Annotated in this window: 24 protein-coding genes; 3 read left to right on the plus strand and 21 right to left on the minus strand. The window is 33.1% G+C overall.

Annotated elements, in window-relative coordinates:
- Positions 1 to 109: 109 nt before the first annotated feature.
- Positions 110 to 1297, minus strand: coding sequence for an ABC transporter substrate-binding protein (locus CLOS_RS13235; protein WP_012160341.1), 1188 nt, complete (start codon positions 1295 to 1297; stop codon positions 110 to 112).
- Positions 1298 to 1585: 288 nt separating this feature from the next.
- Here CLOS_RS13235 and CLOS_RS13240 point away from each other — a divergent pair, with 288 nt between their 5' ends.
- Positions 1586 to 2176, plus strand: a complete 591-nt coding sequence (locus CLOS_RS13240) for a hypothetical protein (protein WP_012160342.1) — start codon at positions 1586 to 1588, stop codon at positions 2174 to 2176.
- Between the two features lie 80 nt (positions 2177 to 2256).
- On the opposite strand, the gene CLOS_RS13245 is transcribed toward CLOS_RS13240, so the two are convergent.
- Positions 2257 to 3105, minus strand: a complete 849-nt coding sequence (locus tag CLOS_RS13245) for an HDOD domain-containing protein (protein WP_012160343.1) — start codon at positions 3103 to 3105, stop codon at positions 2257 to 2259.
- Between the two features lie 203 nt (positions 3106 to 3308).
- Between CLOS_RS13245 and CLOS_RS13250 the strand changes: the two genes are divergently transcribed.
- Positions 3309 to 3620, plus strand: a complete 312-nt coding sequence (locus CLOS_RS13250; RefSeq protein ID WP_012160344.1) for a hypothetical protein — start codon at positions 3309 to 3311, stop codon at positions 3618 to 3620.
- Between the two features lie 110 nt (positions 3621 to 3730).
- Here the strand turns inward: CLOS_RS13250 and gloA are convergent, their stop codons facing one another.
- Positions 3731 to 4117: a lactoylglutathione lyase gene (gloA, locus tag CLOS_RS13255; RefSeq protein ID WP_012160345.1), complete on the minus strand. Its 387-nt coding sequence runs from the start codon at positions 4115 to 4117 to the stop codon at positions 3731 to 3733.
- Between the two features lie 314 nt (positions 4118 to 4431).
- On the opposite strand from gloA, the gene CLOS_RS16520 reads away from it, so the two are divergent.
- A complete protein-coding gene (locus tag CLOS_RS16520; protein WP_408626270.1) occupies positions 4432 to 4584 on the plus strand; it encodes an IS3 family transposase in 153 nt (50 codons plus the stop codon).
- Between the two features lie 76 nt (positions 4585 to 4660).
- Here the strand turns inward: CLOS_RS16520 and fliB are convergent, their stop codons facing one another.
- The 18 genes from fliB to CLOS_RS13350 all read right to left on the minus strand — a co-directional run bounded on the left by fliB (position 4661) and on the right by CLOS_RS13350 (position 23937).
- Positions 4661 to 5902, minus strand: coding sequence for a flagellin lysine-N-methylase (gene fliB / locus CLOS_RS13260; RefSeq protein ID WP_012160346.1), 1242 nt, complete (start codon positions 5900 to 5902; stop codon positions 4661 to 4663).
- Positions 5903 to 5953: 51 nt separating this feature from the next.
- Complete coding sequence (locus CLOS_RS13265) at positions 5954 to 6928, minus strand: PseG/SpsG family protein (protein WP_012160347.1); 975 nt, start codon at positions 6926 to 6928, stop codon at positions 5954 to 5956.
- Complete coding sequence (pseI, locus tag CLOS_RS13270) at positions 6925 to 7941, minus strand: pseudaminic acid synthase (protein ID WP_012160348.1); 1017 nt, start codon at positions 7939 to 7941, stop codon at positions 6925 to 6927. Before pseI ends, CLOS_RS13265 begins: the two co-directional genes overlap by 4 nt.
- A 22-nt stretch (positions 7942 to 7963) precedes the next feature.
- On the minus strand, positions 7964 to 8410 hold the full coding sequence (locus tag CLOS_RS13275; protein WP_012160349.1) for a GNAT family N-acetyltransferase: 447 nt from the start codon (positions 8408 to 8410) through the stop codon (positions 7964 to 7966).
- A gap of 59 nt (positions 8411 to 8469) precedes the next feature.
- Positions 8470 to 9021, minus strand: coding sequence for a UDP-4-amino-4,6-dideoxy-N-acetyl-beta-L-altrosamine N-acetyltransferase (pseH, locus tag CLOS_RS13280; RefSeq protein WP_012160350.1), 552 nt, complete (start codon positions 9019 to 9021; stop codon positions 8470 to 8472).
- A gap of 89 nt (positions 9022 to 9110) precedes the next feature.
- Positions 9111 to 9857 (minus strand): cytidylyltransferase domain-containing protein, encoded by a 747-nt coding sequence (locus CLOS_RS13285; protein WP_012160351.1) that lies wholly within the window; start codon positions 9855 to 9857, stop codon positions 9111 to 9113.
- 11 nt (positions 9858 to 9868) lie between these two features.
- Complete coding sequence (gene pseC, locus CLOS_RS13290; RefSeq protein ID WP_012160352.1) at positions 9869 to 11134, minus strand: UDP-4-amino-4,6-dideoxy-N-acetyl-beta-L-altrosamine transaminase; 1266 nt, start codon at positions 11132 to 11134, stop codon at positions 9869 to 9871.
- Positions 11135 to 11151: 17 nt separating this feature from the next.
- Positions 11152 to 12207 (minus strand): UDP-N-acetylglucosamine 4,6-dehydratase (inverting), encoded by a 1056-nt coding sequence (pseB, locus tag CLOS_RS13295; RefSeq protein ID WP_012160353.1) that lies wholly within the window; start codon positions 12205 to 12207, stop codon positions 11152 to 11154.
- A 395-nt stretch (positions 12208 to 12602) separates the two neighbouring features.
- Positions 12603 to 13199 (minus strand): hypothetical protein, encoded by a 597-nt coding sequence (locus tag CLOS_RS13300; protein ID WP_012160354.1) that lies wholly within the window; start codon positions 13197 to 13199, stop codon positions 12603 to 12605.
- Between the two features lie 561 nt (positions 13200 to 13760).
- On the minus strand, positions 13761 to 15563 hold the full coding sequence (locus tag CLOS_RS13305; protein ID WP_198006296.1) for a motility associated factor glycosyltransferase family protein: 1803 nt from the start codon (positions 15561 to 15563) through the stop codon (positions 13761 to 13763).
- 277 nt (positions 15564 to 15840) lie between these two features.
- The gene (locus tag CLOS_RS13310) at positions 15841 to 16653 is read right to left on the minus strand and encodes a flagellin N-terminal helical domain-containing protein (RefSeq protein ID WP_012160356.1); all 813 of its coding nucleotides are present in this window, start codon (positions 16651 to 16653) and stop codon (positions 15841 to 15843) included.
- Positions 16654 to 16889: 236 nt separating this feature from the next.
- On the minus strand, positions 16890 to 18893 hold the full coding sequence (locus tag CLOS_RS13315; protein ID WP_012160357.1) for a methyl-accepting chemotaxis protein: 2004 nt from the start codon (positions 18891 to 18893) through the stop codon (positions 16890 to 16892).
- A 113-nt stretch (positions 18894 to 19006) separates the two neighbouring features.
- Complete coding sequence (flgL, locus tag CLOS_RS15355; protein WP_012160358.1) at positions 19007 to 20323, minus strand: flagellar hook-associated protein FlgL; 1317 nt, start codon at positions 20321 to 20323, stop codon at positions 19007 to 19009.
- Between the two features lie 11 nt (positions 20324 to 20334).
- Positions 20335 to 21903, minus strand: a complete 1569-nt coding sequence (gene flgK / locus CLOS_RS13330) for a flagellar hook-associated protein FlgK (RefSeq protein ID WP_012160359.1) — start codon at positions 21901 to 21903, stop codon at positions 20335 to 20337.
- 16 nt (positions 21904 to 21919) lie between these two features.
- Positions 21920 to 22414: a flagellar protein FlgN gene (locus CLOS_RS13335; protein WP_012160360.1), complete on the minus strand. Its 495-nt coding sequence runs from the start codon at positions 22412 to 22414 to the stop codon at positions 21920 to 21922.
- Positions 22415 to 22440: 26 nt separating this feature from the next.
- Entirely contained in the window at positions 22441 to 22734 is a 294-nt protein-coding gene (flgM, locus tag CLOS_RS13340) for a flagellar biosynthesis anti-sigma factor FlgM (RefSeq protein ID WP_012160361.1), read from the minus strand.
- Positions 22735 to 22804: 70 nt separating this feature from the next.
- On the minus strand, positions 22805 to 23230 hold the full coding sequence (locus CLOS_RS13345; protein ID WP_012160362.1) for a TIGR03826 family flagellar region protein: 426 nt from the start codon (positions 23228 to 23230) through the stop codon (positions 22805 to 22807).
- Between the two features lie 20 nt (positions 23231 to 23250).
- Entirely contained in the window at positions 23251 to 23937 is a 687-nt protein-coding gene (locus CLOS_RS13350) for a ComF family protein (protein WP_012160363.1), read from the minus strand.
- Between the last annotated feature and the right edge of the window lie 66 nt (positions 23938 to 24003).

The raw sequence follows: 24003 nt of genomic DNA on the forward strand, positions 1-24003 counted from the left end.
ATCATATTTAGTCCCAAGCCTTGCCTTCTGTAAAAATCGCCAAATCCTTCGATATGAATCTACATGCTACACCTCCCAAACGATGAAGATGTAGCATGTAGGTGTTTAATTAATTGTAAGGTTTAATTGTATCTAGGTAAGTGAATTTACCATCCTTTACAATCTTTAAAATTGCATCCTTCACTGCGTCACCATTTTCATCCAATGTAATGACACCGGCTGCACCTTCAAAATTCTTTGTTTGAGCAATTGCATTTTTCAATGGATCATAGTCTGTGGTTCCTGCTCTTTCAATAGCATCTAGAATAAGAAGATATGCATCGTATCCAAGGGCTGTAACCGCCGCAGGCTCTTTACCATACTTGTTTCTATAGGCTTCTAAGAACTTTTCAGATTCCTTTGTAATCGGTGTTTCTGATGTAAAGAATGTAGATAATACAGTACCTTCTACAGCTTCCTTACCAATTTCTATAAATTCAGGAGTTTCCCAAGTATCGCCACCGATAATCGGTGTATCGATTCCTAGCTGCCTTGCCTGCTGAATGATCAATGCAGATTCTGTAAAGTTACCAGGAGCAAAGATCACATCTGGTTTTTTATTACTGATATTCAATAGCTGTGCTGAAAAATCTTGATCCCCAGTTTGATAGTTTGCAACCTCTACAATAGCATTTGCATCACCTGTTAGCTCTTTAAAAGAATCGGTAAAGAATTTTGCAAGTCCAATTGAATAGTCGTTGGAGACCTCTTGGATAATCGCCGCTTTTTTAGCTTTTAAATTATTTGCAGCATAGTTTGCCATAACCGTTCCTTGGAAAGGGTCGATAAAACAAACCCTAAAATAGAAATCATTTCCTTTTGTAACCAATGGATTTGTAGCCGATGGAGCAACTGCAGGCGCTTTACCCTTAATTACATCTCCAGCCGCTATGGATAAGCCACTTCCCCAGCTTCCAATAATTGCTGTAACCTTTTCTTTCTCTACAAGTCTTGCAGCAGCACTGGCAGCTTCTACAACATCGGACTTATTATCAGCAAGAACCAATTCTACTTTTTTACCCAATACTTCGGGATACAATTCGTTTGCCAGTCGTATTCCCTCTACCTCCAGCTCCCCTCCAGCAGCATAAGCACCTGTAACTGGTTCAAATATCCCAATTTTAATTACATCTCCATCATTTGAAGCATTGCCTCCATTGCCATCTACTGGCGCCACCGGTGTATTGCCACCACATCCTACAAGGCTCAATGATAATACCAAAATCCACACTACTAAAATAGCCATCCTCTTTTTCAAGTAAATTCCCCCTTATTTTTATCTTGTACTACATGGTACCTTCATAAAACTAGCCTTTTACATTTTATTATGTAAGGCTTAGATTCATGTCTTCATAACTTTGTTTCTGATTCGAATACAGATGTCTTTATTAATAAATACCATTATAGTTCAGTTGTTACATTTTAGCAATAACTTTTTGTCTTTATTTTAATTTTATATAAATTATTCTATGAATCTCTGTTTTAATTTAGAATTCCTGCCGATATATATAATAAGAGAATTTACCATATATAGGAGGTGTTGATTTTGAAAGTTGAAAGAGTTGGTCAGAAGCTATATACAGAACCAGTACGTAAGGTAGAGAGCAAACATATTGAAAATAAAAGCCCTGAAAGTGAAAAACCTGTAGTAGATGAAGCTGTAAAATATACACCTTCAGAAACGGTGAACACCGGTACCTACAATAAGTCTGGACATGTATATGACAGTGAAACCGTAACAAAGCTAAAGAGACAATCCGAGCAGGCTCATAATTACCTTAGAGAATTGGTTGAAAAGCTTTTATTAAAGCAGGGACATTCCCTAAAGACCATTACCGACGAAGAGTGGACTACCGTAGAAATTGACGATGCCACAAGAGCAGAAGCGGCTGCAATGATTGCACCCGGTGGTCCTTTAAGCGCAGAGGCAGTAAGTGACCGTTTGGTTGATTTTGCAAAGGCGATATCCGGTGGCGATATAGAAAAGTTGGATCAGCTAAAAGGTGCAATAGAGCAAGGCTTTAAGGAAGCAGAAAAAATACTTGGAGAGCTCCCAGAGATTTCAAAAGAAACCTATCGATTGACTATGGAAAAATTGGATCAATGGGCTGCTGAAAGCCGTTCTCCTCAAGAGTAAAAAACAGATCAAAGAAAGGGACTGCCTGTTGGCAGCCCCTTTTCCTTTCGTTATTTATTCAATCAAAGAAATTTCTTACTTTATGCTAGACTAAAAGCATCCTCATCCACTAAAAGATCAGAAGCGTCGGCTATTAATTGTTCCAACATCCCTTCATCGATACCGAGAATATTCAAAGCTTCCTCAGATAGATGATAAACCATACCATCGGCACCGAGACCTATTCCCATAGCCATAACAATAGCGTCTGCTACGTGAACAATAGCCGTGAGTTTCTTATTCTTCGTCGCCTTTTCTGGGGTATGGTGGTATTCGATGGCCTCTATTAATTCCTCTGGCAGATTCCATTTCTTAGCGACTTCAGAGCCTACCTGACCATGGTTAAATCCTAAAACCTTTTCTTCTGCATCTAAAAATGAAACATTTTCATTCTCAATGGTACTCATAATTTGAGTAAAATGCTCATTTAAATAATAATTCACAATGACCTTTCCAATATCTCGAAGTAAGCCCGCTACATAGGCTTGATCTATTTTAGCAAAGCGTACCTTTTTAGAGATATACCGAGCTACAATTGCAGTGGACTGTGACTGCCTCCAAAGTTCGTTTTCTTCCAATCGATAGCCTTCTACTTCCTTTACTAAAAGCCCATTTACAGATGCAGTTAGCGCAATGCTTCTAATCGCTTGAAAACCTAATAGAACCGAAGCTTCTGAAATGGTGCTGATTCGTCTTGGATAACCGTAGTGTGCCGAGTTGGCTAAACGCAGTATTCTAGCAGTTAAGCCTTGATCCTTTAAGACCGTCCTTTCAATATCCTGAATCGTAGAATTTGGATTTTCTGTTAAACTCATAATATCGTTTACAACCTGAGGTAACGCCGGCATATCAACTACTTTTCTCGTAATTTCATCTAATGTTAGCTTCAATTTGATCTCACTCCTATCAGTGGGATATATTTGCTTCTAACTTTACTTTACACTATTTATCTCCTTTTATATATAGTATAATAGTCTAATTTTTATAATAGGTTGTTGAACTATAGGATTCATTCTATTTCCTATCAAATAGTGGACAGCACTTTATTTTTCATATATGATTAATAATATGTCTTTTATTGAGAGGTGTTTCTATGTCTTATCAAATATGCAAAAGATGCAATAAAATGTTTTTGAAGAACGGAAAAATCTACTGCAATTCTTGCTCTGAAATAAACGATAGAGATTTTGAGCTAATCCTTACTCATATTAAAACAAATCCAAAAGCTACCGTTTTGGATATCATTACAGAAACTTCTGTTTCCTTAAAAAGCATTGATTGCTTTGTAGAAGAAGGCGGCATTGTTTATGTAGAGTCCAACCATGACGAAGCAGAGGATGAAATAGAATCAGCTAAAACCAATCATCCATCGGCACGTAAAGAGAGGTTCCATCTGAGAAGATAGCAGTGTTTTCCTATCTTCCTTAATAATTCGTAAACAAATTCCCCTAATAAGATGTCCCAATACCTTATTTTAGGGGGATTCTATGCCGTATAGCTTTAATCTATCCTTATTTATCGTACGGCTCTGATTACTTCTACATCGTATCCATCTGGGTCCGTTACAAAGTAATATCTCGGTGCCTCTCCTGGAAGCCCCATTAAATCTGTAACTTTATATCCCATTTCCTGGTGTAGCTTGTGAGATTCTTCTAGGTTGTCTGAGGAAACCGCCATATGGCTAAAGCCATTTCCGATAACATAGGGCTTCTCTGGGTGGTAGTTATAGGTTAACTCGATCTCATGAGTTCCTGCTTCATCCCCTAAGAATACCAAGGTAAACGCATGCTCTGGAAAGTCCTTTCTCCTAGTTTCAACAAAACCTAAGGCTTCCTTGTAAAACTTTAAAGATTTTTCTAAATCCATGACTCTGATACAAGTGTGTAGTATTCTATATTTCATTTTAATATCCTCCTTTTAAGCCTTTATTTACTATCTTATAGCCTTACACTTACCCATGACTGGTGTTGCTTAGTTTCCATAACGGTTTAAGCTTTCCAAAAGATTTTGGGACACCACTTTAGCACTTTTATGGATTCTACTTTGATTGCAAAAGCCCTAGATAAGGCTATGGTTAACCGAGCTTATCCACTAGGTGAATAATCCACACAGATCGCGGCAGCCAATATCTAAGTAAAGAGTACATAAAAATTACTGAAAAATATCAAGTTAATCGATCTTATAGTGCTAAGGCTAACCCTTATGACAATGCCCCTATGGAAGCCTTTCATGCTATTTTAAAAAAAGAGGCAATTTATCAAACGAATTATATTAACTATGAGCAAGCAAAATTGTCTTTATTTGAGTATATTGAAAAATGGTACAATAGAAACCGTATTCATGGGAATATTGGGTACAATCCCTTCTGAATATGAAAAATCCATTGTATAAATACCATACTTTTTGTGTCTAAACTATTAATCTAAGTCTAGCGTCAACTAATATCTAATTCCTAGACAATATCGTCATATATGCAAGCGTATCTAGACCATTTTCTTTTATTAGATTAATAATTGATTGAATATATTGATTATTATGTAGTATAACTTTTGAAAACGATTGTATTAATTTTAGTGTAAGTTCATCATTTAATTCTTTGTGATATTCCGCCATACCTACAAGATGTAATTTTATCATTCCATAGACAACACAAATAAAAATATAAGAATCCCATATGCTTGTAAAACCCCCAAAAGGCATCATCCATCTAAAGTATTCATTTACAAGAAAGTTCTCTAAAATATATTCTTTCTCTTTTAAATAGTCCTTTAGATAGCTGTCATAAGCTTCTTCATACTTTTTGATCGTAGTTTCTATTTTTTCATCTTCTGTATTTTCTAGCCCGAGTAAAGTTTCATTAAGGCATTCTATATACCTTTCATTTAAGGTTCCAATTAATAGCCTTTCATTTATCATTGTTTCTAATATCTTTAATTGTATTTCAACTTGGGTAGGAACTTTATCAAGTTCCTCCCTAAAATTTCCTGCACTAATCATTTTTGCAAGAGATTCAAGCACCTTAGGTATATCATGAGTCTTTTGCATTTTGTATAATCCTTCAATTCTGTTGTTAACGATACCCAGTAACATAACTCTTTCTGAAAGACTATAGTCCCTATCTTGAAGTAATGATATGCAAAATAATCGAATATCCCAAAAATATTTTTCTGGTTTATTATAAAGGGAATATCCTTCGGTATCAAAGCTTGAGTTTATCATAATTCTTAGATCTTCATCTTCTTGTATTTGTTCAAAACAAATTCCATTCGGATTTAAAAGAGCTAATCTTGCTATCTCAGGACAAGATGTCGTTGCGCTACGCTCAAGTTTTCCATCTATCCTACTTGTAAATCTAGGATATGAAGCACAAATATTTGATAGGTATTCTTCGCCTAAGATATCTTGTATCTTGCAAAGCTTACTCTCATCTAAGAAAGGACATCTTCCCAACTCATCCATTACTATTCTTCCATAGAACTCATCAGTTTTATTATTATGCGATCTTCTAACCATAGATTTAAATATAGGCTTTAGTTCCATGTTATTATTTTTTCTGTAATTTTGATATCTTTTTTTATCTAAAGATACCGTCCATCCGATACAACAACTATCTTCACATTTTGAACCAATACATCTAAATTGTTTCATATATTCTGGCATTAATATCATTCTTTTATGTTGTTCCACTAAATCAACCCCTCATTTTCCGAAAAAATAGTTGCTTTTTATTAGATATACCTATATCCTTGATAATATTATTTCAGCAGTTGATAAGGTTGATTGACCCCCTATCAAATCTAATGTTCCATCTTTTAAAATCATATTTTTATAACAATATCTTCCTATAAGTTCATCTAATCTATCATAACTAATACTTGGATATTTTCCTAAATAATCTATTCCTATATTACTCAACTCTTTACATATCAAATCCTGATTATCTGCTATACTAAATATAATAGGAATAGTATTTTGTGATAATACTTCATAGACAGTACTTCCTCCAGCAGTAATTACTATCTTTGAAGATGCTATATATTTCTTTAGGTTGGGTGGTTTATATATTAATTCCATATTTTCGGTCTTTATAGCTTCAATATTTTTAATATAGTCACAGTAATATCCAGGTCCAATAATAATTCTAGTCTTGATAGCTAAGTTTTTAATTGCATCCATTATTTTAACTGTGATTCCATGATCATCTGTACCACCAGTTGTAATTAGAATTCCATTTTTATCTATATTTTCATCTTGTTTTTTCCAATATTCTTCCTTCATTATTAAATACTTAGGCCCTAATAGTTTTAATTGTCCTTCTATCTCTAAATATCCTAGTCTTTCCGCATGGATATTCCCATTATAAATAATATCTGGTATAGATGCATCGTATATGTCATTGTTATCATCTATAATCATTAATTTAGTTTTTTCTTTTACCATCTTAAGATATTCATTACTTCCTAAGTATGAATCAACTATGAATAAATCGATCTCGCGTTCATCAATTATATTATAATCCTGTTCGAACTCATTGTTTATTATATATTCAACTTCAGTATTATTTATTAAATCTTCCAATTCTTGATTTATAATAAAAGTTATGTTAATGTCCTTTTCCACCTGTCCGAGCGCAATTGCTAAAGAAAGACACCTATAATAGTGTCCATATCCTATACCTTTGCCTCCTAGTACTCTTATCCCTATGTTTTTCATTCTATATGACTCCAATCAACAGGTGTTCCTCTTTCTATATCTTTTATTACTTTTCTCCCTAATATTTCACTATAATGTCTTGGATGCATCCCATATCCAGGTCTAATTGACCTCATATTTTTGTAAGTGATTACATCCCCTTCTTTTATATCTTGTGTAAAGAATAGTGAACGGGAAAATATTCTATTTTTCTTTGTTTTTTCAGTAATGTCATAACTTATATTTCCCAATGCCCTCTCTAACTTCCTTATTTCCTCCACCATTGATTTAAATTCATCTATTTCCATAGAGAACTCTGCATCAGGCCCTCCTATGCTTCTATCTAGGATCACATGTTTTTCTATAAACTTAGCACCTAATGCTACTGCTCCAAGTGCTACAGTACATCCCATTGAATGGTCTGATAGTCCAACTTCTACACCAAAGGTTTCTCTCATATTTGGAATGGTTAATAAGTTCATTTCTTCATAAGGCGCTGGATATGAACTTGTACATTTTAGTAAAGTTATACTTTCATTTCCTTCTTCCCTACAAGCGTCTACAGCTTCCTTAATTTCTCCTATGGTAGCAATTCCTGTGGATATGATCACTGGCTTTTCTTTAGAGGCTATGTATTTTATTAAAGGAACATCAGTAATCTCAAAAGATGCAACTTTGTATGCTGGCGTATTAAGTTCTTCAAGTAGATCCACGGCAGATTTATCAAATGGAGAGGAGAAAATAGTTATTCCAATTTCTTTTGCATAATCAAAGAGCTCCTTATGCCACTCCCAAGGAGTATACGCTTCTTGATATAGCTTATATAAAGTTGTTCCATCCCATAATGTTCCTTGTTTTATTTGAAAATATTCATTATCACAATTCATTGTGATAGTATCCGCTGTATATGTTTGAATTTTTACAGCATCTGCTCCTGCTTCTTTTATAGCTTTTATTGTATCTTTAGCTATTTGAATATCATGGCCATGGTTAGCAGATATTTCTCCAACTATGTAAACTTTTTTTCCAAACATAGAATTATGACCTCCTTTATGTTTAGTCCCTATCGAAGGAATAGAATAGTTTTATATCTGATTCATCTTTCATAATATAGCCAGCTTTCATAAATGCTTTTATAGAAGCGCTATTTGTCGACTTAACTTTCCCTATTAAAAAATTTGTTTTATATTTATCTTTAATCAATTGCAACAAGTATGTAGCATATCCTCTACCTCTATGTTCTTTAGCAATGCTATAATTTATTAAAAATGACTTATCATCAAACCTATCCAACCGTATTAATCCAACACTTACGTTATTAACTTCAAAAATATGCATAATCGAATCAGTTGACTTTAGCTTTTCATCAAACCACTTGACATGTTCTTCATATTCTATAGTATTTGAATTAAATGAGTTGTTTCTTACGGTCTCATCATTAGCCCATTCAAATATTAAATCACAATCATTTTTCTCTATATTTTTAAAGTTATATTTTAACATATTATTCACCCTGATTAATATACAAAATGTACTAACTATACTAAAAACTATGCATTTTATCATAGTTCTTCAATTGATATTTTCTCATAATTATAGTTATTTTTTATTTGGTTCCATTTATCTTTTGTAATTGCCATTATAACAATATCAAGAAAATCGCCATTCTTATATATATGTTGTTTTAATGTTCCTTCTATAGTAGATCCAAACTTCTCATGTATAGAAATAACTTTTTCATTGAATCTAAATACCTCACAACATAACTTGTTTAGATTTAATATATCAAATGCATAATCATATATATTACATTCCAGTGTTGTTGCAATTCCTTTACCCCTAAACGAAGTATCCCCAATATAATATGCCCAAGAACATCTTTTGTTTGTGTAATCAATGTTACAGATATTTATTAGACCTATTTTCACACCATCAAATTTTATTATCCAGTACTTACTATTATTTTGTTCATTAATAGACTCAAACCATTTTTGTTGAATTTCTAGAGTTAGCTTAGGATCAGTATACATATATTGGCTTACTTCCAGTTTGATTCTCCAGTTCATAATAAGTTCTAAATCATCCCTAGTAACTTTTATAAGCTCTAATGTCATAAATATTTCCCTCCAATACTTACACACAGTATTTTTATATCATTAATAATATAATAATTAATATTCTAAATGGCTAAAATTTTTAGTATCTACTTTTCTCCTAATTTTTTCTGCTCTATAAATTCATTAATACCTTTTATTTCAGGATTTCTATCTATTAAATCTATAATATCATTTAACCAAAATATTTTTTTTTCAAAATATAACTGTTCATATATTTTAGTTATAGCTTGAAAATCTTCTGAAGTATCTAGTGTCCATCTGTAACTTGAATAATCTATTTCATTTTTAAAACCAATTAATTTAAATTTATCTGGATTCTGATAAATATATGGGGTTACATGTTCTCTTTCAAATTGTTTTCTAGCTTCCTCAAATACCTTTTTTAATGTTTCAAATCGTATAATTTCAGCATCTAGTCCTCTTGGGAAAGTTCTTTCTAATGTATTACTCATATAATCAATCTCACTCTTATATAATTTCTTAAAGTTTATCATCATTTTATCTATTATGTCAGCATCTATAACAGGACAATCTGAAGTAATTCTTACTACTATATCTGCATCATTTTCTCTCGCTGCATAGTAATATCTAGAGAGTACATCTTCCTCAGAGCCTCTAAAGTGCTTTACCCCTAGCCTTTCGGCTTCCTTAACTATTATATCATCATCTTGTTTAACTGTTGTAGCTATAACTATTTCATCAATTAATTTGGATTGCTTCACTCTTATAATTACATGCTCTAAAACAGTCTTACCACATAAATCCATCATTATTTTACCTGGTAATCTTGTAGAACCCATCCTTGCTTGTATTATTGCAACTATTTTGCTCATGGATATCACCTTTATTTTTTATAGTAATTTAAGACTTTTCTTAAAGCAACCACTACATCCTCTAAGTCTGTATCTATCATAGCCGGAAATAGTGGTAAAGTAATTATTCTCTCATATAGCTTCTCGGCGTTAGGACATAGACCTTTACTGTATCCTAAATTTTGATAGTGAGGATGATAATAAACGGGAACGTAATGAACATTAACTCCAATATTTTCTGCCCTTAATGCTTCAAATATTTCTTTTCTTCCTACTGTAAACTTTTCAAGCTCTAGTTGAATAATATATAAGTGATAACTAGAATTTGAAAATGAAGCTTCAAAAGGTCTAATTACACCATCTATTTCTTTTAATAATTCATTATATTTATGAACCAATGCTTTTCTTCTTCTTATAAACTTGTCCAGCTTTTTTAGCTGGCTAATCCCTAGGGCACATTGTATATCTGTCATCCTATAGTTATATCCAAGCTCTAATTGTTCATAATACCAAGGACCTTCATTTTTATTTAAAAGTTGCTGTGTTTCTCTAGTAATTCCATGGGCTCTAAATAAAGATAGTTTATTATATAAGTCCAAATTATTCGTTGTAATAATGCCACCCTCGCCAGTAGTAATATGCTTAACTGGATGCAAGCTAAACTCTGTCATATCTGCTAATGTGCCAATTTTTTGACCCTTATACTCTGACCCTAAAGAATGAGCTGCATCTTCTATTACGATTAAATTATATTTATCTGCTATTTCTCTTATAGCATCTAAATCAACTGGCTGACCTGCAAAATCCACAGGAATAATGGCCTTTGTATTTTTAGTTATCTTTCTTTCTATATCATTTATGTCTATATTATATGTTAAAGGATCTATATCAGCAAAAACTGGCCTTCCCCCTTGATACAGAACACAATTTGCAGAAGCTGCAAAGGTTATGGGCGTGGTAATAACCTCATCTCCTTTGGTAATTCCTGCTGCATAGCAAGCGGCGTGAAGAGCCGCTGTACCATTCGATAATGCTACAGCGTATTTAGAGCCAACATAGTCCGCAAATTTTTCTTCAAATTCTTTTACCTTAGGTCCAGTAGTTAAATAATCACTTTTTAATATATGAACTACAGCTTCTACATCACTATCGTCAATCCATTGTTTCCCATAGGGCAGTAGATTATCTCTAACTGCTTTTCCACCATTAATTGCTAATATATCACTGTCTTCATTTTCGTAGGGTTTATACTTTTCTTTTATAAGCTTTTCATTGTCTGTAGCTTTGATATTTTTCATTCCTATCCCCCACTTCATTATTGTTTAGTAACTGCTACTTCTAGGCTAAAATATTCTTCACAAGGCATCATATCTAGCTCAGTTAATAGTTTTCTTAAATCTTCTACATCTAACCATTCTGTGTTAACTCCTGAATCATATTCAAATCCTTCTTCTATTAACTTTCCGCCCTCAGTAAAATAGTTTTTAACATTCCACCAATCAAAATGAGGATAAACAATATAATGTTTATCATATTCATAAGTTGTTCTAGAGTCATCTTTCGTAACCATTACCTCATGCAGCTTTTCTCCTTCTCTTATTCCAACTTCTTTTAAGTTGCAATTCGGAAGCATAGCCTTAGCTAAGTCCGTTATTTTAAATGAAGGGATTTTAGAAATATAAGTTTCTCCACCTTTTGATTCTTCTAAAGCTTTAAAAACAAGCTCTACACCTTCTTCTAAAGTAATCCAGAATCTAGACATTCTAAAATCGGTAATCGGTAGTTCTGTTTCACCTTTTTCTATTAGGTTTTTAAAAAATGGAATAACGGACCCTCTGCTCCCTGCAACATTACCGTATCTAACAACAGAAAAAACAGTACCGTTATCACCAGAATAAGCATTTGCAGAAATAAATAACTTGTCCGATACTAATTTTGTTCCTCCATATAGGTTGATCGGGTTTACTGCCTTATCTGTAGATAATGCTACTACTTTTTTTACTCCTCTATCTAAAGCTGCATCAACAATATTTTGTGCTCCATGTATATTTGTTTTTATCGCTTCAAAAGGGTTATATTCACAAGCTGGAACTTGTTTCATTGCTGCAGCGTGAATAACATAATCTACATCTTTAAATGCTCTATATAATCTATCTTTATCCCTAACATCACCGATAAAGAATCGTAACTTATCCATTTGCTCACCTGTTAGCTTTTTCTGAAATTCATTTTTAACAACAAACTGTTTGTATTCGTCTCTTGAGTAAATTATAACCTTACGAGGATTATACTTCTCAAATATCATTTCAATAAATTTTTGACCAAAGGAGCCTGTACCTCCTGTTATCAAAATAGACTTATTATTTAACATAGTAATCCCTCATTTTCTTCATTGCAAATTTTTGCTATATCTTCTTTTATCTCTTCATATACGGGTTCTATCTTTTGGATATCATTGACACAAATTTCTAGAAAACCTCTAAAGTTATGAATAGTTTTTTGCCTTTTTTCAGTGAATCTTTTCCTCTGCTCAAACTATCAATACTATCAATGCTATCCTGCGAAGTAATCATACAATATTTTTCTCATAAATAATTTAACGGGTTGTGCTGGTTAATTTACATATAGAAATTACTTTCTTTCAAACTACTCAATTTCTAATAACGAAAAAATTATTATATTCAATATATTGTATATTCAAAATTTAACTAGAATAACAGTTTAAAATATTAATATTATCTACTAAAATCATTTAAAATTTTTTCACTATATTAGTTTTTTTAATGTTTCTTTTGCTTGGTTAAACAAAGGAGATACTTCATAAGCTAGAATATCTCCTATGGCTACTAAATCATTGTTTTTTATAACTTTATCAAGCTCTAATACTAATTCTTTAAGTGAATATATGTCCTTAGCATATATATTCCACTCTTCATAGTCATCAACTAAGTCTTTTAAATTAGATTTTGAATCTATAGATGAGAATGATGCTATTATCCAATTTAAACCTTCTATTAGCTGTATCATTTTATTCCAAGTATCTCCTGTCGGTGTTTGATAGAATTCATTAGACAGTATTTCTATTTCAGGTATTGCTCTTTCTGTATAGTCTAAGGTAGATACAATATTTTCTTTATACATTTCTTTTTCAGTTCTTGTTATTACATTAACTTCATTTATGTTTCGTATATTATCTACAAAATAATTCGAGAAATCCGAATATACTTCTAAACCGTCTATCTCTAAGTGGCTGAGAATTAGTTTAGAATCCCATATAGACTTTTCAATATACTCAAACATATCGTCAATTTGCTGTCTGCTATTCTCGTATTCTTTAGTAGTTCCTAATATATTTATTTTCATTAATAGTACCTCCAATATTCTAATGATATATATATCTTATCGGCAAAATAAGCATTTTTTTTAATAGTATATTAAAAGTAACAAAGCAACTTTTAACTCCTAACTATTTTACATTCATCTTTAGTAGCTTCTATAAAAATATTATCTTGTTCTTCAAATATCCTTCTATCTTTTGTATCTATCTTAAACTTAGTTGTTTACTACATGTACCTTTTTACTTTACAGCATACATATTTTCTCCTGCTTTTCTTAAGTTTAATTACTCCATACATGATTAAACCTCTCAGAACGCAATTTCACTTCCTTCAAAATTCTATCACTAAATACTAAATAAAACATATCCAGCTATAAAATCAAAATATATCACTATAATTCTACTATAACCCACAAAATTCTTTATTGCTATGCATAAAATACAAAAATAAGTCAAAAAAATTAATTTTCTGGCTTATTCTTGAGATGGTAGATTTAATTATTTTATTAATTGAATTGTGTTTTGATATGTTTAATTTGATTGAGCAAGTATAGTCGACGTTGTTTCTCTATAGAAGAATTATTTTTTCAAAATAATTCTTCTATCTCTTCTTCATTGATGGCCGCTACCGCTACTTCTAGTATCTCATCTATGTTTTCATATTGAACCTTTAATCCTAGTAATAGCCTTTCTCTCTTTTTAACCACGTCATCAATCTGATCTAATGCATTATATGTCCCAATCTCAATAGCTTGTCTATATAATTTGTCTGTTTCATCAGTAAAGTCCTTATAAAAGTCTATCTCTTCAAGTTCATTAGTTTTTTCTGTTATTTTATCAAACATTTTATAAAAATTACTTTCATCACATTTGCTTTCTAGTTCAGTTAATAATTTAATTCTTTCTTTAGATAGTACTAAGCATCGATCTAGCTCTAACTCATATTTACAGATAAGTTCTTCATAGGCTTCCATAGATATATTGGCTTGAATTTCGTGTAAATAATTCATTTTTTCTTCTATGTTATATTCCTTAATTAAATAGTTATCTATTACCTCTTGAAAACTGATATTTGGAACACCTAGTATAGGAAGACCTCCTTCTGTACAGTTGAATATCCCCTTATTTAACTTATTATAATTAACATAATCTTCAAACCAACTTTTGAAATTTAAAAAAGCACTTTTAGTATATACTTCTTTTCCATAAATATCCTTTTCTATAATATATTTATCTTTATTTTCAATATGTTCTTGATGAACTGCGCCATCTGCATATAACTTTTCTTTTGTATAGCATAAGTCTTGTCCTAAAAAGATAATATACGTTGCTTCAACCCATTTTCCAAAATCAAGTGCTAAATTTGCTACAGAACCCCCAGTTAAAAATTTATTCGATTTAATTTCTAATTTTTCACAAAATCTATCCATGTATTTATCAGACTTTAATGTTAGCCACATCTTTGGTCCACTATAATCTAGCAAAGATTCATAATAAATAACATTATCATATATTAATAACGGATTATGATTCTTTGCATTTTTAAATATGTTCCCTTCTGCTTTATTTCCATCTATTGCTAGTATAATATTCGGTTGTATGTTGTTTTTTTCTAATATATTCACAGCTGAACCTACAGCTATTATAATTGCTTTTTCTTTGACTTTATTTAATAGATGTATATTATTTTCTAAAGAAGGACCTGCTGAAATAATTATAATAGGAACATTTTTTATTATATCTTTAACTTTATCAACAATACTATTTTTAGGTATGAATTTAATATTGCGCAATATGTTGTAAACCCATCTTTTTGAACTTATTATTTCCGTATAGAGATTTCCTTCCATCAACTTCACTAACGATCTTATTTGTTTATATAAATCACTAATATATTCTTCATACATATTGTTATATGAAGGAAGATGAGCAAAATATATGTTTTTGATTTTTCTATTTTTTATATAATGTTCTATTAAAGACCTTACTGTGTACTTATCGTGATTTATGATAAAAACTATATTATCATCAGATATGTATCTAGAGTAATCTTTCATTTTAATAGATTTATAAAAAATATGTATTTCAGGTTCTATTATTATAATTTTTTTGCCTTTGAATTTTTCTACTAAATCTTGTAAATAATATCCTAAACCTAAACCTAAAATTATTATAGAATCCTCATTTTCTAACGTTATACCTTCAATCCAAATTTTCGCTTCTTTAATTGGATTATATCTACTATGCAAATACATCTTATTGTTTATTATTATATTCAAGCTTTTATCTTTATTTTCTATTAATTTATATTTTTCATAATTTCTATCATCAAGATTGTAATCTTTTATTTCTTTATATGTTTCTGGATAATATTTTTCTAGATACTCCATATTCCGATCGTACAATTACAACACCTCTTATTAATATATATTTTATATTATAAAATTTATAGAATACCCACACAATACTTTAAAAAATTGTAAGTTTAATTAAAATATTAAATTTATGTAGTCGTCTGCAAATTATCTAATATATTCAATAAGTAAACATACTTTCCTGCAAATAGGTACATCTTTCTAGAACTGCTCGTATTATAGTTGATTTTTTTATATAATAAAGAAGTCAGAGAAATTATTCCTCTGACTTCTTTATTTACGAGACATTTAATTATCTTAATAATTGAAGTACATTTTGTGGAGCTTGGTTCGCTTGAGCCAACATAGCTGTAGAAGCTTGTTGTAAAATGCTTTGTTTTGTTTGCTCCATCATTTCTTTAGCCATGTCTACATCTCTAATTCTAGATTCTGCTGCTTGAATATTTTCAGAAGCATTATCTAAGTTTTTAATAGTATGTTCTAATCTATTTTGATTAGCTCCAAGTTTTGATCTTTCTGCAGATACTTTCTTAACAGCAGCATCTACTTTAGCAATAGCACTTGCCGCACTACCATGTGAAGCTACAACAAGAGCATTTACACTTAAGGCAGCAGATTTCATAGTTCCTACTTTAAGTGTCATACTTACACCTTTGTCGGCTCCTATTTGGAACTTAACAGATGTAAGAGTTCCATCTAATAATGTTTTCTCATTGAATGTTGTTTTTTCAGCTATTCTATCAATTTCTTTAACCAATTCTTTAATTTCATCTGATATAGCTGTTCTATCCACAGCAACGTTTGTATCGTTAGCTGCTTGTACTGAAAGTTCTCTCATTCTTTGAAGAATTGAATGAACTTCATCTAGTGCACCTTCTGCTGTTTGGATTAAAGAAATACCATCTTGAGCATTTTTAGAAGCCATATCAAGTCCTCTGATTTGAGCTCTCATTTTTTCAGAGATAGAAAGACCAGCTGCATCGTCTCCTGCACGGTTAATTCTGTATCCAGAAGATAATTTTTCCATTGATTTTGCACTACCATTGTTAGCGATTCCTAATTGTCTATGAGTGTTCATAGCTTGTAAGTTGTTATTAATTCTCATTATTTATTCCTCCTTGAATTTTGTATTTGCCTTCGGCATCCTTGCCTTTAGGTCAATTTTTATAAATCTTCTTAGGTCACTGCCGGCTTAGTAAACTAAGAAGTTTATTTTCTTAATATATATATCGGTACTATTTTTATTAACTTTATACCTTTTTTATAATTTTTTTATATTTTTTTGTTTTATTTTATAGCGGATATGAATTCTTGGCTAAGAATCAACTTAATACTTAAATACTATTTGACTTTAAACTTAGCTATTAAATCCTGTAAGTTTTCTGCCAATGTATTCATATCTCTGCTTGCACTAGAAATTTCCTCCATAGAAGCTAATTGTTCTTCGGTTGAAGCAGAAACTTCTTCTGTTGCAGCTGCATTTTCTTCTGCTATGGCGGATAAATTTTCAATAATGCCGATTATTTCATCCTTCATTTGTGCCATATTTTTGCTGGAAGTACTTAGTTCATCCATCATTGTTTTGGTCAATGCAATTGCATCTGCAATTCCACTAAAGGTGTATTTGGTAGTTTCTACGCTGTTTTGTTGGGTCTTTGTAAGTTCAGACACATTCTTAATAACTTCCACTGTAATATTTGAGTTGTCCTGTAATTCTTTCACAACTTTTTCTATTTCTTTAGTAGAAGCACTGGACTGCTCTGCTAGCTTTCTTATTTCTTCCGCTACTACAGCAAATCCCCTTCCAGCTTCTCCTGCTCGTGCTGCTTCTATTGCTGCGTTAAGAGCTAATAGGTTCGTCTGATCTGCTATGCTTTGTATTACTTTACTAGCCTCATCTATCTTTTCTGAGCTAGCATTTGTTTTTATAATTCCATCGTATACTTTCTGAATTGCTTCTGTGCTTTCCTTCGTTTTATCTGTTAATTCATTTACTACATCCGTTCCTTTATCCTTTAGTTGCATTACTAGATCTGCTTGCCCCATTAATTTAGTCATATAGTCTAACTCTGCCTCAATCACTTCTCCTAATTCACTAGCCTTCCTTACACCATCCTCAGTGTTTTTGGCCTGATCTGTAGCGCCTTCAGCGATTTGTTCTATCGTTCTTGCTACTTCTTCTGTTGCAATAGAGGATTGTGTCGATGTAGCTGCTAGTGCTTCTGAGGATACCGTAACTTGTCCAGCTGATTCACCTACTTTACCTATAAACTCTCTTAGGCTCAGTGTGATAGATTGCATGGATTTGGCTAGAGCACCGATCTCATCATTTCTATCTATAAGATTTTTAGGTAAATCGCAAGAAGCATCTAAATTAGCAATATATTGAGCATATCTAGCACCTTCTTTAATGGGTTTGGATATACTACCGGATATAAAATAAAATATAATTAATGTCACTAATATAATAAATAAAGTCATCATAATAATAGTTTTTAAAACACTATCACTTTCTTGTCTTACTTGAGACAGTGGAATTTCTATTGCCAAGCTCCAATTGGGTGTTCCCTTAATATTAGAAAATATTAACATGCTTTTTTCCCCATCGGGGCTAGTAATGGTTTGGGTTGTGGTTTCTCCCAAAACCATCTTTTCTCCTGCTTCCTCTAAGCCTTCGTATCCTTTTTCCTTGGCCTCTAAAACATTTAATTGTAGTTTGATTCTTTCTTCTGGATGAGCTATAATGAGTCCTTTTCCATCTACAATCATACCATATCCATTATTACCGATCTTAATTTCTCCAGCGATTTCTGAAAGCTTATCAATTTTGATTACGCCAGCAAAAGCGCCTATTAATTTTCCATTTTCATCTTCTACAGGATGAACAATTGTTACGATTGGTTCCTTTGTTACTTCAGATATCATTGGATTGGATATGTATGTTTTTTGCTTTTCATCTACGATGGCTTTAAAGTCTTCTCTATTTCTTATGTTTCCAGCGCCACCGGTTGTCGTGTAAAAGTTTCCGTCTAAGTCTGCAAACCACATTAATAAAAAGTCTTTCCTTAGTTGAGTTCCTCTGTGGTCTAAATAAGGCTTTATCTGTTCCCAATCGCCGGTCTTTATAATTTCCTGCGTAGATATGGCTTCAACCTCATAACTGTTTCCATAGATCCACTTAGAAATTTCTTCGCTTCTTGCATTTGTAATTTGAGTGAGCATATTTTCCGTTAAAGGCATGATTGTATTACTAACTTCCTGATAAACAAAAAAACCTAAGATTGACAATAGCGTAAAGATTGATAATCCAAATAATACTACTATTTTTTTACGTATGGATCCCATTTCCTGCAAAACCTCCCATAAATATTAAAACTGATCTTTTGCTTTTAATTACTTTAATCTCCTATGTTGAATCGTAATCCTTTATTGGTAATAAGTTCTTCATTAGGACTGGCTTATCTTAAAAAATCTAACAATGTTGGCTGAATGATTCTCGCACCAACCTGTAGGGAGGCTCTGTATACATTTTCTTCATTCATTAATCGAATGGCTGTTTCTGACAGATCCGCATCTTCTAGTTTTGATTGTAGCTCTCTTAGATTGATAGCATCATCTTCTATTCTTCCCAGAATAAGCTCTGTTCGATTGACCTTCGCACCGATATCCCCACGGACAGCCAGGGCTTTGTCTATAAACTTATCCAATGGTCCTAGAAGCTGGCTAACTTCTTCATAATTTGCTTCGATCAGTTTTTGCTCTATTCTCTCTATAAGATTAATGAGCCCTGCTTTCTTTGGTTGCGCCACAATCCCCTTTACCTCTCCACTATTTGTAAAGGTCTTAAAGTCTAAATTATTGATATCTACGGGTATTTCTTTTTCTAATAGAAGCTTATTCCACTCTTCCTTTTGGGTCGGATCTAATCCTGTAAAACCAGTATTAACTGCGTTATATATAGCTTCCTTTGTAGCCTCTACATCTAGGGTAGGTGGTGTTCCGCTGTATGTTCCAGAAATTTCAGGACCCGTTAAGGTGACTCCGTCTCCTATTTTAATTTCCCAACCATACTCTGGGGTAGCTGTACTTGGAGGGGTAGCTGGAAGTCCAGTTAATTTAATTTTAGCTCCAAGAAAGTCTATTTCCTTAACTTCACCAACTGCAGAAGGTAGTTCCACATTCATAGACAAATCCACAGCCTCAAATAGTGCTGTTCCAATGGTATTAATATTTAGTTCTTCCCCTACACCTACCATGTAGTTGATTCTATGGTCAACAATGCCTTTATCTAAAAACTGAGTAGGGTTTATATTATAAGTTCCATCCGCATTTAACAATGGCTTGTCTGTATTTTTACCAGAGAAAATATAGTTTCCAGAGTAAGTCGTATTTCCCATACTTATAATCTGCTGTTTGATCTGTGCAACTTCATTTTGGATGTTTTTTGTTTGTTCCGCTGTAAGGGTTCCATTGGCACCCTGTATCATAATATCTCTTAGTCTAACGAGGGTTCCTGTGTCGCTTACTAGACCTAGTATGGCTCCTTCTGTATTCTCTAGCCAAGAGGATGCATCTTCTACGTTTTTCTTGAACTGTGCCAGCTCGCTTCGATCTGATTTTATCTTTAGAACCCTTGTGATGCCCACTGGATCATCTGAAGGCCTGTGAATCTTTTTACCCGTATTATATTCTAGCTGCGTTCTGTCCAGCTTTCTAATATTCGTCTGTAGATTTCTGGTCATATTGGCAATCATCATATTATTTGTTATCCGCATAGTCAATCCCCCTATCTGCCTACGATACCGATTCTATTGATCAGTACATCCAGCATTTCATCGATGGTTGTCATCATTCTTGCTGAAGCATTATATGCATGTTGAAACTTCACCATATTGGCCAATTCCTCATCTTCAGAAACACCAGATATGGACATTCTTTTTTTATCGATTTCATTGAGTAAAACTGCTTGGTTGTCTGCATTTCTACCTGCTTCCTCTTTCTCTACACCCAGAGTTCCTATTAAAGACTTTATAAAGTCCTCTGGCTTTCCTTCAGTAAACATGCCTTGATCGTGTCTAAGATTCACGATATCCAGCATAATACTGCCATCATTTGGCAGCAAATTCTTCTCTTTAGATGCTGCAATATTGTTTGGATCTTCTATATCTAAGGAAATTCGTATATTCGATGCATTGATATTCCCTAGTCCTGCAACGGTAGCGTCTACACTTGTAACTCTCCCATCTGCATCTTTTGTAGCAGCACCTGTAGGCGTACTAATACCCTTTGCCGTAAAGAATGCTCTTCCCGCTTCTCCATCCAATCCGTATCCTTTTAGATGAATTTCATTGATTCGGTTCGCAAAAACCTTTACGAATTTATTTAATTCATTGATATAATGTGGAACCCCTTTGTTTTTTCCATCTTTTCCATCTCGCATGGTCAATATAGCGCCGAGTTCTCCTCCTATTTTATCTACATCGGTATCTACATTCTCAGATTTATAAAACGATGTTCCGTCGGCCCATTCAATATCGTAGATATGAATCGATTTATCCATACCATCGAAAGGTTTCTTTAAATTCTGTTTCGCCTCGAGACCGGTAAAATCATTATGATACACAAGGGGCTTCCCCCCAACCTTAATTACCATTTGTTTATGCCCTAGCGTGCTGGGGTTGGTAACTTCCATAACATCTATATCTACGATTTTTGATAGTTCATCAATCAACACATTTCTTTGGTCTCTTAGGTCGTTGGCATTGCTGCCATCTACTTCAAACCTTAAAATTTGATCATTTAAACGTGCAATCTGCTCTCCATAGGTATTGATGCTTTTTACCATGGATTGAACCTCAAAGTTATAATCTACAACCATTTTTTCCAGCTGATTATACGTATGGTTCACAGAGTTCGTAAAAGTGGTTGCTCTCTGACGAACTAGGGCTCGCGTGGTAATATTGTTTGGATTTTTACTAAGCTCATGGAAAGATTCAAACATCTGATCGATTACTTTGGTGATACCTGTATCCGATGGCTCGTTCATAATGGACTCAATAAAAGCCAAGCCATCTGCCTTTGCATCCCAATATCCAAAAGCTGTTGCTTCATCTCGATATTTATAATCTAAAAACTCATTTCTAAGCTGATGTATTGCAGTGGTATCTACTCCTGTACCCAGCATTCCCTGCCCGCCAGCTAATTTTAGCGGTGTACTTTGTACCTGCTCTAGCCTCTGTCTGCTATAACCCTTTGTGTTGACGTTAGCCAAGTTATGACCAGTAATATCTAAAGCTCTTTGCGATGCAAAGAGCCCGGACTTTGCTGTTGTAAATCCTGTAAATGTTGATCTCATCCTATAATAGCCCCCTTTAAACCTTCATATCGAAGAAATTGATCGGTTTTATTTCTTTATTTTCCTCTGCCTTATTGCTGTATCGATTGCCGTCCTCCGGTACACGGGTCAGCATCTCTAGGCTGAAATTGACGTACTCTAAGCTCTGATTCAGTAGCTTTTCATTAGCTTTATTGGTATTTTTTAAGCTTTGAATGGTTTCTAAAAGTTCATTTCGCAGCCCATCAATTTCTTTTCCTTCTGCTTCATCGATAAAAAGCAGCAGCTCTGAAACACTGTCTATTTCCGCTATGTTTAATTCCTCTGCAACATTGGTAAGTATGGATCTTCTGATTCGCTCAAAGGTTCCCATGGTCATAATAAATTGCTGTTCTTTTTTCGTAATATTTTCAAGGGTCTTTAAGTCCTTCGATTTTATGACTTTTGTTTTTTCTTCTGCTAGCCTTAAAACCTGACTGTATAATTGGTTCTCTTTTACTAAGGTTTCTTTTAGCTGCTCTATCGATTTCATGGTCCCATCACCTCATTATTCTAAAGCTAGATTTTCTTATCAATTAATACACTGGCTACAATCTTATCTGCAATTTCTTCACCAGATACACTATAGCTTCCTTGGGTAATTTGATTTCTTAATTCATTCACCAAGTTTTCTCTGGTTTCTGGCAGGCTCTTAAAAGCCTTCATCGCAATTTGATATTCCCTTGCTTTATCTGAAAGCTGAATTTCATCCTTTGGCCCTTCCACTTCCTTTGATTTTTTCAATTTTTCAGTGGACTTATTATTGTATATTTGCATTGCTTTATTTACATTTGAATGATTAAAAATCTTCATAAAAAACACCTCATCTTTTCCGATTTAATATTCTATAATATTATCGGCAAAGGTGAAGTGTTTCTTTAGTTTATTTATATTTTTTTCTGATGTCTGCAATGTACATCTTCGTATCTCTTTTTCCTGGATCTTTAACTTTAAGTTCTTCCTTAGACTTCGAAGGAGCTACGGCAGCTGTAAATTCCTTGTGCATTTCTGTCACGCATCTATCGCAAAATCTACCTGATTGTATGGGTTTACCACAGCGTTCGCAATCCAATAGCAAGTTGTCTGCCTCTCTTATTTCAATTCTACTTTCTCTTAAGTACCTTAAGATTTTCTTTTCATCTACCCCTGTCTCTTCCGATACTTCTACGATCGTTGCGCCAGGATTATCGTATAGATATTCCTTTACCTTTTTAAAATCATCAATATCAGAGGTTGCACATCGAGAGCATATTTCATTCCCAACATATGCAAAAACCCTGCCACACTTACTACAATTTCTTAAATCCACACCAACGCCTCCCCACTTTATTAATCTCTAGCAAATGTTAAAACCGTTACGGTCTTCGCTCCAAAATTTAATAGTATTTTACTGCATTCATTAACAGTAGACCCTGTGGTCAGTATATCATCCACCAACAATATGTTCTTGTTTATTATTACCCCATTGTTCAACACTTTAAAAGCATCTGTTACATTTTCCTGTCGTTCTCTTTTAGTTAAATTGTGCATGACCTTTGTATTTCTGGTTCGAGTGAGAACATCTATATTGAAGGGAATCTTGCTTTTTTTAGAAATATATTTACTCAAAATAGTGGCCTGATTAAAGCCTCTTTCCTTTTCTTTGTCCCCATATAAAGGAACTGGCAGAATTAAGTCGATTTCGATGGCTTCTTCTTTTATTTTATCCGCCATCATCCATCCCATAACTCTTCCTACATAAGTGCGATGGGCATACTTAAAGGCGTATATCAGATCTTTCATCTCTCCCTCATATTTTACCACTGATATGGCTCTATGAAAATGGTATTCTTTGCCCATACACTCCTGACATTTCGGTCCATCCTCCATCATTCTAAGCCCTCTACCACATTGAATGCAGCTATGATCTGAAATAAAAGGAATCTTCTCTGTGCAAAGATCCTCCATTGTTACAGGCGGATATATGAGTTCCAGCAGTGCTTCCATGTATTCTCCCAATGCCTTTCGAATTTTCACTTTATCTCCCTCTAAACATAATAAATTTACTTTCTTCGAAGGTTGATTTCTGCTTGTCTTTAGTAT

The sequence above is a fragment of the Alkaliphilus oremlandii OhILAs genome, assembly GCF_000018325.1.
In the GTDB taxonomy this organism is placed as follows: Bacteria; Bacillota; Clostridia; order Peptostreptococcales; family Natronincolaceae; genus Alkaliphilus_B; species Alkaliphilus_B oremlandii.

Coding starts and splice junctions, on each gene's coding strand:
- CLOS_RS13250 (WP_012160344.1), top strand. CDS start 3,309: ATGTCTTATCAAATATGCAAAAGATGCAATAAAATGTTTTTGAAGAAC.
- gloA (WP_012160345.1), bottom strand. CDS start 4,117: ATGAAATATAGAATACTACACACTTGTATCAGAGTCATGGATTTAGAA.
- CLOS_RS16520 (WP_408626270.1), top strand. CDS start 4,432: ATGGAAGCCTTTCATGCTATTTTAAAAAAAGAGGCAATTTATCAAACG.
- CLOS_RS13265 (WP_012160347.1), bottom strand. CDS start 6,928: ATGAAAAACATAGGGATAAGAGTACTAGGAGGCAAAGGTATAGGATAT.
- pseI (WP_012160348.1), bottom strand. CDS start 7,941: ATGTTTGGAAAAAAAGTTTACATAGTTGGAGAAATATCTGCTAACCAT.
- CLOS_RS13275 (WP_012160349.1), bottom strand. CDS start 8,410: ATGTTAAAATATAACTTTAAAAATATAGAGAAAAATGATTGTGATTTA.
- pseH (WP_012160350.1), bottom strand. CDS start 9,021: ATGACATTAGAGCTTATAAAAGTTACTAGGGATGATTTAGAACTTATT.
- CLOS_RS13285 (WP_012160351.1), bottom strand. CDS start 9,857: ATGAGCAAAATAGTTGCAATAATACAAGCAAGGATGGGTTCTACAAGA.
- pseC (WP_012160352.1), bottom strand. CDS start 11,134: ATGAAAAATATCAAAGCTACAGACAATGAAAAGCTTATAAAAGAAAAG.
- pseB (WP_012160353.1), bottom strand. CDS start 12,207: ATGTTAAATAATAAGTCTATTTTGATAACAGGAGGTACAGGCTCCTTT.
- CLOS_RS13300 (WP_012160354.1), bottom strand. CDS start 13,199: ATGAAAATAAATATATTAGGAACTACTAAAGAATACGAGAATAGCAGA.
- CLOS_RS13305 (WP_198006296.1), bottom strand. CDS start 15,563: ATGGAGTATCTAGAAAAATATTATCCAGAAACATATAAAGAAATAAAA.
- CLOS_RS13310 (WP_012160356.1), bottom strand. CDS start 16,653: ATGAGAATTAATAACAACTTACAAGCTATGAACACTCATAGACAATTA.
- CLOS_RS13315 (WP_012160357.1), bottom strand. CDS start 18,893: ATGGGATCCATACGTAAAAAAATAGTAGTATTATTTGGATTATCAATC.
- flgL (WP_012160358.1), bottom strand. CDS start 20,323: ATGCGGATAACAAATAATATGATGATTGCCAATATGACCAGAAATCTA.
- flgK (WP_012160359.1), bottom strand. CDS start 21,903: ATGAGATCAACATTTACAGGATTTACAACAGCAAAGTCCGGGCTCTTT.
- CLOS_RS13335 (WP_012160360.1), bottom strand. CDS start 22,414: ATGAAATCGATAGAGCAGCTAAAAGAAACCTTAGTAAAAGAGAACCAA.
- flgM (WP_012160361.1), bottom strand. CDS start 22,734: ATGAAGATTTTTAATCATTCAAATGTAAATAAAGCAATGCAAATATAC.